We start from the raw sequence: 15,005 nt of genomic DNA on the forward strand, positions 1-15,005 counted from the left end.
AATTGTTTTAATTTAATCTCAAATTTTTCTAAATTAATGAAAAATAAATGCCAAATATACATCAGCCTTTTCATCAAAAATATAGACCAAACACCTTAGATGAACTGGTTGGGCAACAATTTATATCCATTACCCTCAAACAAGCACTAATTACAACCAAAATTGCTCCTGCATATCTTTTTAGTGGTCCAAGAGGAACAGGAAAAACATCGAGTGCAAGAATATTTGCAAAATCTTTAAACTGCCAGGCATTCGACCAACCCACGATAAATCCTTGTTGTAAATGTAACTTATGTAAACAAATTACAGATGGGAACGCTCTAGATATTATTGAGATTGATGCAGCATCAAACACAGGAGTTGAAAATATAAGAGAAATTATAGAAAGAGCAAGATTTGCTCCTACTCAAGCGAGATGGAAAGTATACGTTATTGATGAATGCCATATGCTTTCAACAGCAGCTTCTAATGCTTTACTAAAAACTATTGAAGAACCGCCTTCAAGAGTTGTATTTATCCTTGCAACGACAAATCCTGAAAGAGTATTAAATACAATACAAAGTAGATGCCAAAAGTTTGATTTTAGAAGGATAAGTCCCAGTGACATCTTTCAACATTTATCAGAAATCGCAGAAAAAGAATCCATTCAGTATGAAGTTCAGGCTTTAAAAATGATTGCAAAAAGATCTAATGGAGGTATGAGAGATGCACAAAGCCTCCTAGAACAACTGAATCTTTTACCAGAGGGCGTAACAATTAAAAATATCCAAAACCTACTTGGAGAAGTATCAGAAATTGAATTAACAGATCTGATTAAATCATTAGTTGAAAATAATCCAGAGTCATTAATTATCACCTGCAACAAACTATATGATGCTGGAAACGAACCTTATCAAATTATTATTGGATTATTGAATATTACACGAGATCTACTACTGCACACTACAAAAAATAAATATTCAGATCTTTATTATACGTCTGATGAATTTCAAGATGAATTGGATAAAATCTCAAAAACTATACAAAAATCAACAATAATTAATTGGCACAATAATCTGAGAAATATTGAATATCAAATCAAAACAAGTAATAATCCAAGGCTTTGGTTTGAAATACATTTAACTGGTCTTCTAGATAAACAAGAGATAAATAATTTTGAAAATAATGAAGAAAGTAAAAAGTATGCGACTGAGAATAAGTATAAAAGCATAAAAAACATTGCAATAGCTAAAAAAGAAAATGTTTCTAATGAAATTCAAAAACCCAGTATCAAAAAGGAGATGACTTGTGAGGAATTGACCATAACAAAAGACGAAAAATTAGAAAAATTTGACGTTTTTAGGAATGAAAGTATGGACAATATTTCTGATAATACTCAAGATGATCATGGATCAAATGCCTTAAAAGATAAATGGGAATTAATTCTCTCTAAATTAGAGTTACCATCAACAAGAATGTTACTTTCACAACAAGCCGAACTTGAAAGTTTTGAGTCGGAGAAAATCACAATCGCATTATCTCCAAACTGGGAAAATATGATAAAAAGTAGAAAAGTTATAATTGAAAATACTGTAAAAAAGATATTTGGAGATCAAATTAAACTTAATTTTTCAACCAAACAATTAACTAAAAGTAATCCAACAAGCACTCTAGAAACAACCCAAAATGAAGTAAAGAATTTAAAACGAATAAAAAAAATAGAACCAAAAAATAATTCATCAACAAAAATATCTAATGAGGAAACTTATGATGATAGTTCAAAAAACTTAGCAAATTTTTTTAATGGAGAAATTATAGATCTTGATGAATAAATTAGACCCCAGTATGAAGAGTTTTTCGCCAAAGTATCTTTTTGGGGAAAATAGACATCTTTATTGTTACCCAAGGGATAACTAGAAACCAATGTGATAAATAAAAAACTGATACAAATACCATCAAAAAATTACTTTTTTGCAATACAGGTACTTCGCTTTTGCAAGAAGAACCGTACCAAAAAGCAATTCCGGATAAAATAAAAGCTGTAAATGAAATAGGCCAGTAAATTGGTGAATCTAATAACGCAATACTAAGAATTAAATCAAAAATAGAAATAATTGGCAGTGCATATTGCAAGATGAAGAAGTAAGTTAAATCAAATTTTTGCAAATAATTAATTTTATTAGTAACTAATTGATCCCCATAATCAAAGAATCTTTGCAACCCCCCCTCTGCCCATCTTTGCCTTTGCGCTAATAAAGCATTTAAATTCTCAACCGCTTCCTCCATGACAGGAGGATCCCATAAGATTCCAATTTTAGATTTTGATAATAATAACCTTAAACTTAAATCGAGATCATCTGTAACTGTGTCTTCATTAAAAGATCCACAAGCTAATAATGTATCTTTCTTAATTAATTGACCATTTCCCCTTAATTCAGACACTCCAGCAACTGATAATCTTCCATATTGAAAGATTGCGTCCATAGCCATCTCCATTGACTGACATGAAGTTAGAAAATTCTTACTTACATTTGTTACTGATTTTCTTAGTTGAACTGCAGACCAATCACCCTCTTCTACAAAAGAAAATAACCTTATCAAAGAATCTTGTTTTAATTGAGCATCAGCATCCAAAACTAATAGCCAATCACCATGAGTAAACTTCAAGGCATAATTTAGAGCTCCTGATTTTCCTCCTCCTGCGTTTGGAGAACGACTGACTACTTTTAGTTTTTCATATTGTCTAGATAATCGATCTAAAATCAAAGGCGTCTTATCAGAACTGCCATCATCGATTATGTAAATATTTAATTTATTTGTTGGATAATCTAAATTAAATAATCTTTTAACTAATCGAGCTATAACATTCTCTTCATCTCTGGCTGCAACTAAAATATCGAGTGCTGGCAACTCTTTGTTGCTAATTTTACTGCTTAAAGTATTTGAAACTTTGTTCCTTTTGAAATTTCTAGAAATAACTATCAAACCATAAAAAACAATCACAAAAGAAAGAATCAATATGAGATAAAAGAAACTTTCTAGATCGTAAAAATGAGGAAAAAGAGCTACTAAAAAACAAGCGCCAAGAAATATAAACGACTTCAATCTTCGATTTTTATAAAAACCCTTACTCATAAAAGTAAATTGTTAATAATTTAATTTTCATTGAGACAATATCTCAATTTTCTTTAGTTTTGTACCTCGATAGTAATGATTCAATATTTGTTCATAAGAAAATCCTAATTTAGCCATTTCAATTGCTCCTGACTGAGATAAACCTACACCATGACCGAAGCCTCCCCCTCTCAAAAGCCATAAATCATCACTTAATTTATTAATAGTAAATAAATTACTAGGTATAAAACTTAATACACGTCTAATATCATCTTTGACTAAAACAATAGATTTATTAACTTTGTTGGTCTGTATTTCCATTTTTGTTACTCTGCCACTAGACCCGCGTTCGATAGAATTTATATCCAAAACATTTTCATTAATGTTTATAAGTTTGTTTTTAATTAACTTTTCTTTAATTTCCAAACTAGAAATTTTCTTATTCCATCGGAAAAGGGAATGATCACTCCCATAAAACTGTTCTTTATCAAAATTTAATAAATCATTTAAATCAGATCTGCTTGTTATTGGAAGTTTAAAAATTTTATTTAATGATTTAGAACCATCTAAGATTGAATTAAAATAAGAATAATCTTGAATTTGCCAAGATTCGCCTGCAGTAGCTGACAAACCACCATTAGAACCATGGTAAAAAGCATTGATTGGTTGATTTTTATACATGAGAATTAAATTTGAAGTTGCTTCTATAGCTATTTGTACTTTTTTATTTTTAATTTTAGAAGGCTTATAAACTTGGCATTGAGTGCTTATGCATAAATGATATTTATCCATTTTAAATCTGTCAGAATTAAAAATTCCCCAAGTTCTTGCAATCACTGCTTGTGCCTTGAGTGCTTCTAAAGGAGAATTCGGTCCAATTTCGTATGGCAAAACACCTACCAAATAATCATCAAAATCAATTTTTTGAACTAATGTCCAAGTTCCATATGAATCTTTTATTAAATAAAAATTTTTACCAAAAGTGACACCATTTATTTTTATTTCCTCTTCAGAATAAATGTGTATAGGCCCTTCTAGTTTCATAAGACCATAGTCACTTTTAATGGCAGGAGTAATTTGAATATTGTTTATTTTTCTGAAAATCTTATTTTTTAATTCAAATTCTGGCAGATCCTCTTCAAATGGAATCCATACTTCCCAATTTTCAGGGTAAGCAACGGTTGTCTCGAATCCTTTATCTTTAAGATTCTCTGCTTGTTTTTTTGCTGATTCATAACTAGCAAAAGGACCAAAAACAATTCTTTCAATAATTTTTGGATTTTTGATGGGTATATCCACCCAAGTAATATTTATATGTTTCGATTTATATTTAATACCGTTGGAGGATATTAGGTTTAAAAACCCTTTATCAGTTATAAAACTAATATTCTTTTTCCTAGAAAAACTATCTTTTTCCCCGCCAAGATATTGCCTTAAACCAATTAAAAATTTTCCTTTTTTAATTTCTTTATTGAGTTCAACCTTAACCAATTCTTCTGCCATTACATAAGAACTAGATTTAGTGTTTATTAATAAAAGAGAAATACATCCTAAAAATAAGTTTAAAAAGGCAAATTTAAGTTTCATAAGTTAGAACTTTCCTTTTCAATTAAAAACTTTAATTTGCACCAATGCGTATAAAGGTTTAGATTATCCTAATTAAACACATTTGACTTAAATGTCTAAACTAAAAACTCGTAAATCAGCTGCCAAAAGATTTAAAGCTACTGCGACGGGTAAATTCATGAGGAGAAGAGCTTTCCATAATCATTTACTTGATCATAAAAGCTCCAAATTAAAAAGACATCTATCAACAAAAGCCGTAGTTGATGAAAGAGATGCTGATAATGTAAAATTAATGATTCCATACGCATAAATCTTTAATCAATTTTTATTAGATATTCATGGCACGCGTAAAAAGAGGCAACATAGCCAGAAAAAGAAGAAACAAAATCCTAAATCTTGCAAAAGGTTTTAGAGGAGGCAACAAAAATCTTTTCAGAACCGCAAACCAAAGAGTGATGAAAGCTCTTTGTAATGCTTATAGGGATAGAAGAAGAAGAAAAAGAGATTTTAGAAGACTTTGGATTTCTAGAATTAACGCATCTGCGAGGATAAACGGAACAAACTACAGCAAGTTGATAAATGGCATGAAAAATGCAGAAATTATCATCAATCGAAAAATGCTTGCTCAATTAGCCTTAAATGACCCTAAGTGTTTTGAAAAAATTGTTTCTTCCGTTAGTAAGTAGAAAAAAGAATATAATCTAGAAAAGTTAATATAAATAATGGAAATATCTTCCTTTCAATCTTATTTAATAATTCTCTTTGTTGTATTAATAATAATTTCTATTTTTGTATTTAGACAATTTCTAAAAACAAGAAGTGAAGAATTAAATTTAGTAAAATTCGAGCAGAAAGGTTTAGATTCTCTTACTCAAGCTACAGAATTATATGAATTTGGGTCTATTCAGATAAAAAAAAGATTATATTCTGAAGCAACTAAAACTTTTTTAAAAGCAATTGAAAATTATGAAAATGAACCTGATGAAGCCAAAGCGATAATAAATAATGCTTTAGGCTTCTCTTATGCCGCTCAAAATGAATTTAAGAAAGCAATTAAATACTATAACTCTGCAATAAAAGCACTCCCAGAATATCCTATAGCCCTAAATAACCTCGCATCAGCACAACAGCGTTTACTTGAGTACGACTTGGCATATGCAACTTATCAAAAGGTTTTGGTTTTAGATCCAAAAAACAAAACGGCAATTAAAAAAAGTAAGGAGCTAGAAAAAAGAAATAATTATAAACCTTATAAAGGTATTAAAGATAAGGGATTCTAAACATGGAAAATTATTCTTCTTTACTAATTGGTGGAAAACAATTTTCCAGTAGATTAATGGTGGGAACTGGCAAATACAAATCTTCTCAAGATATGGTAGAAAGTTTGTCAAATTCTGAAACGGAAATTATAACCGTCGCTGTTAGAAGAATTAAAAATGATCAGAGCGGAGAAAATTTACTCGAAAAGATCAACTGGAAAAAATACTGGATGCTTCCTAATACAGCTGGTTGTGTGAATTCCGATGAGGCAGTGAGAATAGCAATTTTGGGTAGAGAACTTGCAAAATTGTCTGGTCAAGAAGAAAATAATTTTGTGAAATTAGAAGTTATTCCTGACAAAAAGTATTTGCTACCAGATCCAATAGAAACAATTAAAGCGGCCGAAATTTTAATAAAAAAGGGTTTTGCTGTACTTCCCTATATCAATGCAGATCCTATTCTTGCAAAAAGACTAGAAGAAATAGGTTGTGCAACTGTAATGCCATTGGGCTCGCCTATAGGCTCTGGGCAAGGTTTATTAAATCTATCAAATATAAGAATTATTATTGAGAATGCAAAAGTGCCAGTAATAATTGACGCAGGAATTGGGGTGCCTAGTGAAGCTTCTCAAGCCATGGAAATTGGAGCTGATGGAGTTTTAATAAATAGTGCAATAGCACAAGCTGAAAATCCTCCTCTAATGGCTCAAGCGATAAATTATGGTGTCAAAGCTGGCAGGCAAGCTTTTCTTGCAGGAAGGATTAAAAAACAAGCCTTTGCAGTAGCAAGTTCACCGGAAAAAAATATATCTATCTAATTCTTTTCATTGAGCAAAGTTTAAAAAGATAGTAAAAATTTATTATTTGATTTTATTTATCGTAATTAAGAAAGAAGATTTGAAACTATTTACAATGTTTTTTCGCAAATTGGAAGCACGCTGTAGTAATTTAATAAATATATTATGAATCTATTAATTCTGGAGTTCTGAGTGAAAGTTATTGTTCTTGGTGGAGATGGTTTTTGCGGCTGGCCTTGTGCGGTGAATTTAGCAGAGCAAAATCATGATGTAATTATTGTCGACAACTTAAGTCGTAGAAAAATTGATATTGATCTAGAGGTAGAATCTTTAACTCCAATTGCTTCGATAACAGAACGGCTTTCTGCATGGAAAGAGATTGGAGGTAAGCCTATGAGATTTCTTAACATGGATATCTCTAAGCAATATCAAAAATTACTCAATTTGCTCATTGATGAAAAACCAGATTCCGTGATCCATTTTGCAGAACAAAGAGCAGCACCTTACTCAATGAAATCCAGTTTTACCAAAAGATATACAGTAGATAATAACGTTAATGGCACTCACAATCTTCTTGCTGCAATAGTAGAGAGTAATTTAGATATTCATGTTGTTCATTTAGGAACAATGGGAGTCTACGGATATGGATCACATAGAGGCGCAACAATTCCAGAAGGTTATCTAAAAGTTGAAGTTCCACAACCAGATGGAAGTCGCTTTGAAGAAGAAATATTACACCCCGCAAGTCCTGGTAGTGTCTACCATATGACTAAAACTTTAGATCAATTATTATTTCTTTACTACAACAAAAATGATCTTGTAAGGATCACTGATCTACATCAAGGCATTGTTTGGGGAACAAATACAGAAGCAACCTTAAAAGATCCTAGATTGACAAACCGATTTGACTATGATGGAGATTATGGAACTGTTTTAAATAGATTTCTAATGCAAGCTGCAATTGGATATCCATTAAGTGTTCATGGAACAGGAGGGCAAACAAGAGCATTTATACATATAAAAGACTCTGTAAAATGCGTACAACTTGCTCTTGAAAATCCTCCAAAATCTGGAGAAAGAGTCAAAATCTTTAATCAAATGACTGAGAGTCATCAAGTTGGAGAACTAGCAAAAAAAGTTGCTTCCCTTACAGGGGCTGATATCAATTATTTACCAAATCCAAGGAATGAAGCGGTAGAAAATGATCTAATTGTTGATAATAAATGCTTTATAGAATTAGGTTTAGACCCAACAACTCTTGATAATGGCTTATTAGAAGAAGTTGTTGAAGTTGCTAAAAAATACTCCAATAGATGTGATCTTAAGCGCATACCTTGTATTTCATCCTGGACTAAAAAACAAGCTGAGGCTATAAAGACAAATTAAAATTTCTAAAATAGGTACCTAAGAAAGTGAAAATTGCATTGTTTACTGAAACTTTTTTACCTAAAGTTGACGGCATAGTCACAAGACTTACTAAAACGATTGAATTTTTAATAAAAAATGGTGATGAAGTTATAATTTTTTGTCCAGAGGGGTGTCCAGAATCATATATGGGAGCAACTGTAGTAGGAGTTGCTGCAATGCCATTACCCTTATACCCAGAATTGAAACTTGGTTTACCAGGCCCTGCTGTTTCAGACAAGTTAGAAAAATTCAACCCAGATTTAATACATGTTGTTAATCCAGCTGTGCTTGGCTTAGGTGGCATATGGTTGGCTAAAACCAACAAAATTCCTTTAATTGCTAGCTACCATACTCACCTGCCAAAATATCTGGAACATTACGGTATGGGTATGTTAGAGCCACTTTTATGGGAATTACTTAAAGCAGCTCATAATCAAGCCTTGTTAAATTTATGTACCTCCACTGCTATGGTTAATGAATTAAAAGATAAAGGCATTCAAAGAACTGCTCTATGGCAACGAGGCGTGGATACTTACAGTTTCCGACCAGATTTGCGGAGTGAGAAAATGAGAGAAAAATTATTTGGTAAATATCAAGACGCTAATTACCTATTGATTTATGTAGGAAGATTATCTGCGGAAAAACAAATTGAGAGAATTAAACCAGTCTTAGAAAGCATCCCTAATGCGTGCCTAGCGCTTGTAGGTGACGGACCATATAGAACCCAGCTTGAAAAAATATTCGAAAATACCAAGACTAATTTCATAGGATATTTATCTGGAGATGAACTTGCTAGCGCATATGCATCTGGAGATATATTTTTGTTTCCATCAAGTACAGAAACTCTTGGATTGGTTTTACTAGAAGCAATGGCGGCGGGATGTCCAGTTATCGGGGCCAACAAGGGAGGAATTCCAGACATAATTAGCGATGGCATTAATGGTTGTTTATACGATCCTGATGAAGAAGATAATGGGGAACAAAGTTTGATTGAAGCAACAAAAAAAATTCTGGAGAATGCTGATAAAAGAGAAGTTATGAGGAAAGAAGCACGAAACGAAGCAGAAAAATGGGATTGGAATCAAGCAACATTACAACTGCAAAATTATTATTCAGATACTCTCAAAGAGATAAATTAAATTTAATTCAAATTACGCTACGTTTGGAGGAGTAGGATTGCTATAAGAACTTAGAGGCAATATTAATGTAGCTATATTTTGATTCTTTTCAGGTCTTTTTTTCTTTGAAAATTTTTTACCGAAAGGTACTCTTATAACGTTAGTTCCCTCTATAGCACAAATATTTGAGTTATCTCCTGAAAAATTATTGACAAAATTTGGTAAGTCGACATTTTTAACTGGCAGATGTTTAACATTACCAGATTTAAGATCTTTGGTCATAGCTTCAAATACCCCAAAAAATTTGATGCTCGATTATTTTAATAAAAAAATTTAAAAAAATTCTATAAGAAAATATTAAATTTTTATCCACATTGATAATAACTAAGTAATTAAATGAACGCTAGTCCTTTAAGCACATTTTTTTTCTTCGAAAGTCTCAGCTTGATTTACATTGCAAGAACAAATTAAATTGCGATCACCATATGCATTATTGATCCGAGAAACTGAAGACCAAAACTTAATAGTCGTTGGAGTTTTATAAGGAAAAGAAGCTTTTTCTTTTGAATAAGGATAATGCCAATTATCAGCAATTAACTCTTTCAGCGTATGGGGAGCGTTACTTATTACATTATTATTCTTTAATGCAACATTTTTTTCTATTTCGCTGATTTCTTCTCCAATCAATAGCATAGCCTCGCAAAATCTATCCAATTCAACCAAACTTTCACTTTCAGTAGGCTCTATCATTATCGTCTCTGGAACAGGCCAACTTATAGTTGGGGCATGAAAACTATAATCTATTAATCGTTTAGCTAAATCATTTACACTCAAACCAGTTTTGGATTTTAAATCCCTAAAATCTAAAATACATTCATGTGCGACGAAATTATTTTTTCCTTTATAAAGAATCTTGAATTTATGCTTTAAAGAATGCGCAATATAATTTGCAGATAAAATTGCATGTGCAGTTGCTCTCCTTAAACCACTAAAACCGGCCATTTTTATGTACATCCAACTTATTGGAAGAATACTTGCACTACCATGCTTGGCAGAAGATACGTAATTGGAACTAATAGATAAATTATCCATTAAAGAATGAGTAGGAAGAAATGGGCTTAAAGTTTCTGAAGCAGCAACTGGACCTACTCCTGGACCACCACCTCCATGTGGAATACAGAATGTTTTATGTAAATTCAAATGACAAACATCAACACCATAATTCCCCGGTTTACATAATCCAACCTGAGCGTTCAAATTTGCCCCATCTAAATAGACAAATCCTCCCACAGAGTGAATTAAATCACATATCTTTCTGATTTGTAATTCAAAAACTCCATGAGTAGAGGGATAAGTCAACATTAGAGCCCCTATTTGATTATCAAATTTCTTGACCTTGATTGACAAATCTTGAAAATCAATATTTCCTTCGTCATCACATTCAACAGTTAAAACTTCAAAACCTGCCATAACTGCACTAGCAGGATTTGTTCCATGAGCACTTTTTGGAATTAAACATTTTTTTCTTAACAGTTCACCTTTTGATTCAAAATAAGAATTTATTGCTAATAGACCTGCAAACTCTCCCTGAGAGCCTGCATTTGGTTGAAAAGAAACTGATTTTAAACCAACAATCTCACTTATCCATTTTTCTAGGTCAGATATAATTTTTGAATAGCCTTTAGTTTGATCTGGTGGAGAAAAAGGATGAATGGAAGATAAATTAGCCCAAGAGACTGGATTTAACTCTGCTGCAGAATTTAACTTCATGGTACAGCTTCCCAGTGGCATCATCCCATCTACCAAAGAAAAATCTTTTTCTGCAAGTCGGAATATATATCTCATTAATTCAGTTTCACTTTGGTAATTTGTGAATATATCTTGCTCCATCCATGCACTGGATCTCAAAGCTAGGCTTTCAAGATGAAATTCTTTATCAAATTTTATATGCTCTAAATCTTCTTCTTTTTCTATAGTATTTGCTATGAAAGTCAAAATATCTTTTATTTCTTTTTCATTACTAAGCTCATCTAAAGAGATCCCAAAGCCAGTTGAATTTTCAATAGTTGATCCCAACGGCAAAATTCTTAGGTTATAGCCATTTTTTAAAGCTTCATTATGGATCCTCTGGGAGTGCATAGAATAAACATCAACACTATCAAATCTAATCCCATCAGGGATATCAAAACCTAAAGCAGCTAAACTTGATTCTAGATTTATTCTCAACTCAACTAATCTCTTAGCAATTTGCGTTAATCCAGAGGGTCCATGATAAATAGCATAAAAAGAAGAAATTATGGCTAACAAAGATTGAGCAGTACAAATATTACTAGTGGCTTTTTCCCTTCTAATATGTTGCTCTCTTGTTTGCAATGCTAGTCTTAGTGACTTTTCTCCATTTTTAGATAGAGTTTGCCCAACTATTCTTCCGGGTATTAGCCTTTTATATTTTTCGCTACAAGCAAAATATGCCGCATGGGGGCCACCAAAACCCATCGGAACACCAAATCTTTGCATACTTCCGACTGCTACATCAACACCAAATTCAGAAATTGGTTTAATCAAAACTTGTGCCAGTGGATCAATACATGCAGTAACAATAATTTCTGATCTATGTGCTTGGGATATTAAGAATGTAGGATCATATAATTGTCCATTTTTACCGGGTAATTGCAACAACATTCCAAAAACATCTTCATGATTAGGAAGGTTGCTTTGAGTAAAGCGTTTTAAGGATATTCCCAAAGGTTTTGCTCTGGTTTGTAGAACATTAAAAGTATGATCAAAAACATTTGACTCCACTAAGTACACTTTTGAAGATTTATTTTTTCTTGCGGAAAAACTCATGGCCATTGCTTCTGCTGCAGCAGTACCCTCATCCAACAAAGATGCATTGGCCACAGGGAATCCTGTTAGTTCACAAACAATAGTCTGAAAATTAAATAGAGCTTCTAATCTTCCTTGTGCAATTTCTGCTTGATATGGAGTATAAGACGTGTACCACCTTGGATTTTCAAGAACATGTCTTTGGATTACTTTAGGCATATGATTGTCATAATAACCAAGGCCTATAAGTGATCTCATTTTAGTATTTTTATTCGCAATCTCTTCTAATTCGTTTAAAGCCTCAATTTCCGAACAACCTTGGGGCAATATTTCTGAAGATTTATCTTTAAGCTGAATATCTTCAGGAATAACTAGATTTATAAATTGATCAATATTATTTAAACCAAGCTTGTTCAGCATAATTCTTTCATCATTATCTCCTAGCCCAAGATGCCTATCTATAAACGAATCAGACCCAAATTTGGATGTCATATTGAATTATTTTTCTTTAAAATAGCTCTTTTTAAAAAGTTTGGCTTATTTTGGTACAACCTTTGATTGATATTCCTCAGAAGTCATCAAATCAGCAATTGATGCTTTTGATTCTGGTTTCAAAATGACTAACCAACCGTCTCCAATCGGATCATTCTGTAAAAGCTCAGGGTTCTCAATAACACTTTCATTTACAGATACTATTTCCCCTGAAAAAGGCAGATAGACTTCCTCTACGGCCTTAACTGATTCTATTGTTCCAAAAGTCTCGCCTTTCTCTAAAGTCACCCCTTCATCAGCTAATTCAACAAAAACAATATCTCCTAATTGATCTATAGCGAATTCACTAACTCCAATTTTTAATAATCCATTTTCTTCCAAGACATATTCATGAGTGTCAGCATAGTTGAGGTTGTCTGGAAACTTGTAAGACATAACTAAGTAGATAAAGGAAGTAGAGAATCCTTTGAAATTAATTTTTCCTCTAATAATTCAGATAATAATCGAATTAATGCAATTTTGATGTGAGCTATGTGAGAACCACCTTGAACAAAAATATTGTAAGGATCTCTTAGAGGGGCATCAGCAGAAAATTCACTTGTACTACCTTCAATAAAGGTGCCTCCTGCCATTAATAATTTTGAATCATATCCATCCATTGATGATGGGACAACATTCAGAAAAGAATCTACTGGTGAAGAATTTTGAAAAGATTGACAAACTTTTTGTACCAAATCAGGATTATTCAATCTTACTGACTGAATAAGATCAGATCTATAAGTAGCTGGCTCTGGTAAAACCTTGAATCCCAAATTTTTAAAGACTGCTGCAACCATATCAGCACCTTTTAGTGATTCGTGAACAATTTGTGGTGCTAAAAACAAACCCTGCAAAATTAATCTTCCTAGTCCAAAATTTATTCCTCCAGAAGAACCAATGCCTGGTGAGGTTAATCTAGAGCATGCCATCTCAACCAACTCTGCATCTCCTGCAACGTAGCCACCAGTTGGAACGATTGTTCCTCCCAAATTTTTAATCAGAGATCCAGCAATTATATTTGCCCCTTTAGAAATTGGTTCACTATCTTCAACAAGCTCCCCATAACAGTTATCAACAAAACATATACAATTTGGATCAAGAGAATGAATAAAACTACAAATTTTCTCTATCTGATGATTCGTAAGAGACTTTCTCCAACTATATCCACAACTTTTTTGTATAAATACTAATTTGCATGAATTTTCTTCAAAAGAATGAACAATTTTTTCTTCAAAAGTATCAAAATTATCGCAAATATTTATTTGCTTATATTCAATATCAAAATCTTTAAGTGAGCCTTTTCCTCCTCCCCTTATTCCTATGACTTCTTCTAAAGTGTCATATGGTTGTCCAGTAAGAGATAACATTACATCTCCAGGTCGAAGAATTCCAAATAAGACAGAACTTATTGCATGCGTTCCACTTACAAATTGCATCCTCACAGCAGCCTTTTCAGCAAGAAACAATCTTGCAAAAACCGCATCAATTTTTTCTCTAGATATATCATTATGACCACTACCAGAAGATTGATTGAAATGACTAGTAGAAACTTTTTCTTCCTTATAAATTGTCAAAATATTTTCTAATTTCTGGAAAACCTGATTAGACCTTGCTTGGAAAACATTACTTAAACTCTCTTCGACAGAAAAAACAGCGTTTTCAGCCAATTTTAAGTTATTGTCTAAAGTCATTTATTATGAAAATTCATCTTATTTTTGAGAAGCTAAATTTCTTAATTCTGCGAGGAAAGCATTAGGTCCTCTACCCTGAAAATAAGAAAGTTTTTTTGAAGCCTCATATAAATCAAGAAGTTCTCCATCTAATTCTTCTGCCGTATAATCTCTAATTCCTGCAATTACCTCAGCAAAACGTTCTCTACGGGCAGATTTATTAACAGCATAGGCTTCCATTACCTGCATTTTACATGATCTCCAAGCCTTATTCTGACAAAAATGCACTGAAAGAGCATCACTTAAAGCAGAAGCTTCTTCATCTTCAATGTACCAGTCAAAAGATGAAGGTAGAGGTTTTAATCCTGAAAATATCTCGAATAACTCCCCGGCCGACAATGGATTACCAGAATCATTTTGTAGGGGTAATGCAGACTCTTCCAAAGATTTCCATAACTCTGGGTAATCACTTTCAAAACGATCCCTGATATTTTCAATACCTTGATCAAGAATCGTATTAACTTGAGCTAGAGCAAGAAAAACTTCAGGACCTGGCGAAGATAACTTCCCATTCCTGAGATTAGAAATTTGCGAATTATGAACTTTACCTAAATCAAGAACTTCTGAAAGTAATGGTAATACTCTGTGAGACCAACCATTTCTTTCATGCCAGAGGTGTATCAAATGAGCCATAGCCCTTCGACCTCTAGATAATTTATCGCGATATCCGAGACTCAC

The 15,005-nt window shown here is 32.5% G+C and carries 14 protein-coding genes; 7 read left to right on the forward strand and 7 right to left on the reverse strand.

From position 1 onward, the window contains the following. Window positions 1–47: 47 nt before the first annotated feature. The gene (locus HA140_RS09055) at window positions 48–1,811 is read left to right on the forward strand and encodes a DNA polymerase III subunit gamma/tau (RefSeq protein WP_209040767.1); all 1,764 of its coding nucleotides are present in this window, start codon (window positions 48–50) and stop codon (window positions 1,809–1,811) included. A gap of 1 nt (window position 1,812) precedes the next feature. On the opposite strand, the gene HA140_RS09060 is transcribed toward HA140_RS09055, so the two are convergent. Both HA140_RS09060 and HA140_RS09065 read right to left on the reverse strand, forming a co-directional pair. Next, window positions 1,813–3,114: a glycosyltransferase family 2 protein gene (locus tag HA140_RS09060; RefSeq protein ID WP_209040768.1), complete on the reverse strand. Its 1,302-nt coding sequence runs from the start codon at window positions 3,112–3,114 to the stop codon at window positions 1,813–1,815. Between the two features lie 27 nt (window positions 3,115–3,141). Further along, window positions 3,142–4,680, reverse strand: a complete 1,539-nt coding sequence (locus tag HA140_RS09065; RefSeq protein WP_209040769.1) for a SpoIID/LytB domain-containing protein — start codon at window positions 4,678–4,680, stop codon at window positions 3,142–3,144. 91 nt (window positions 4,681–4,771) lie between these two features. On the opposite strand from HA140_RS09065, the gene rpmI reads away from it, so the two are divergent. From rpmI to HA140_RS09095, 6 genes are all read left to right on the forward strand, one after another. Beyond that, window positions 4,772–4,969 carry a 50S ribosomal protein L35 gene (gene rpmI, locus HA140_RS09070; RefSeq protein WP_002806185.1) on the forward strand — a complete coding sequence of 66 codons (198 nt, stop codon included), beginning with the start codon at window positions 4,772–4,774 and terminating at the stop codon, window positions 4,967–4,969. 28 nt (window positions 4,970–4,997) lie between these two features. Continuing rightward, a complete protein-coding gene (gene rplT, locus HA140_RS09075; protein ID WP_025923700.1) occupies window positions 4,998–5,345 on the forward strand; it encodes a 50S ribosomal protein L20 in 348 nt (115 codons plus the stop codon). 36 nt (window positions 5,346–5,381) lie between these two features. Next, entirely contained in the window at window positions 5,382–5,939 is a 558-nt protein-coding gene (locus HA140_RS09080; RefSeq protein WP_209040770.1) for a tetratricopeptide repeat protein, read from the forward strand. 2 nt (window positions 5,940–5,941) lie between these two features. After that, entirely contained in the window at window positions 5,942–6,736 is a 795-nt protein-coding gene (locus HA140_RS09085; protein ID WP_209040771.1) for a thiazole synthase, read from the forward strand. Between the two features lie 171 nt (window positions 6,737–6,907). Beyond that, window positions 6,908–8,101 (forward strand): NAD-dependent epimerase/dehydratase family protein, encoded by a 1,194-nt coding sequence (locus HA140_RS09090; protein ID WP_209040772.1) that lies wholly within the window; start codon window positions 6,908–6,910, stop codon window positions 8,099–8,101. 26 nt (window positions 8,102–8,127) lie between these two features. Then, on the forward strand, window positions 8,128–9,261 hold the full coding sequence (locus HA140_RS09095) for a glycosyltransferase family 4 protein (RefSeq protein ID WP_209040773.1): 1,134 nt from the start codon (window positions 8,128–8,130) through the stop codon (window positions 9,259–9,261). A gap of 12 nt (window positions 9,262–9,273) precedes the next feature. On the opposite strand, the gene HA140_RS09100 is transcribed toward HA140_RS09095, so the two are convergent. The 5 genes from HA140_RS09100 to HA140_RS09120 form a co-directional block, all read right to left on the reverse strand. Next, a complete protein-coding gene (locus tag HA140_RS09100) occupies window positions 9,274–9,522 on the reverse strand; it encodes a hypothetical protein (protein WP_209040774.1) in 249 nt (82 codons plus the stop codon). Window positions 9,523–9,651: 129 nt separating this feature from the next. After that, complete coding sequence (gene gcvP / locus HA140_RS09105; protein WP_209040775.1) at window positions 9,652–12,558, reverse strand: aminomethyl-transferring glycine dehydrogenase; 2,907 nt, start codon at window positions 12,556–12,558, stop codon at window positions 9,652–9,654. Window positions 12,559–12,603: 45 nt separating this feature from the next. Then, entirely contained in the window at window positions 12,604–12,993 is a 390-nt protein-coding gene (gene gcvH / locus HA140_RS09110; RefSeq protein WP_209040776.1) for a glycine cleavage system protein GcvH, read from the reverse strand. 2 nt (window positions 12,994–12,995) lie between these two features. Further along, entirely contained in the window at window positions 12,996–14,288 is a 1,293-nt protein-coding gene (locus tag HA140_RS09115) for an aminotransferase class I/II-fold pyridoxal phosphate-dependent enzyme (protein ID WP_209040777.1), read from the reverse strand. Window positions 14,289–14,306: 18 nt separating this feature from the next. After that, window positions 14,307–15,005 (reverse strand): hypothetical protein, encoded by a 699-nt coding sequence (locus HA140_RS09120; RefSeq protein ID WP_209040778.1) that lies wholly within the window; start codon window positions 15,003–15,005, stop codon window positions 14,307–14,309.

The sequence above is a fragment of the Prochlorococcus marinus CUG1417 genome (assembly GCF_017695975.1).
Taxonomy (GTDB): Bacteria; Cyanobacteriota; Cyanobacteriia; order PCC-6307; family Cyanobiaceae; genus Prochlorococcus_A; species Prochlorococcus_A marinus_AG.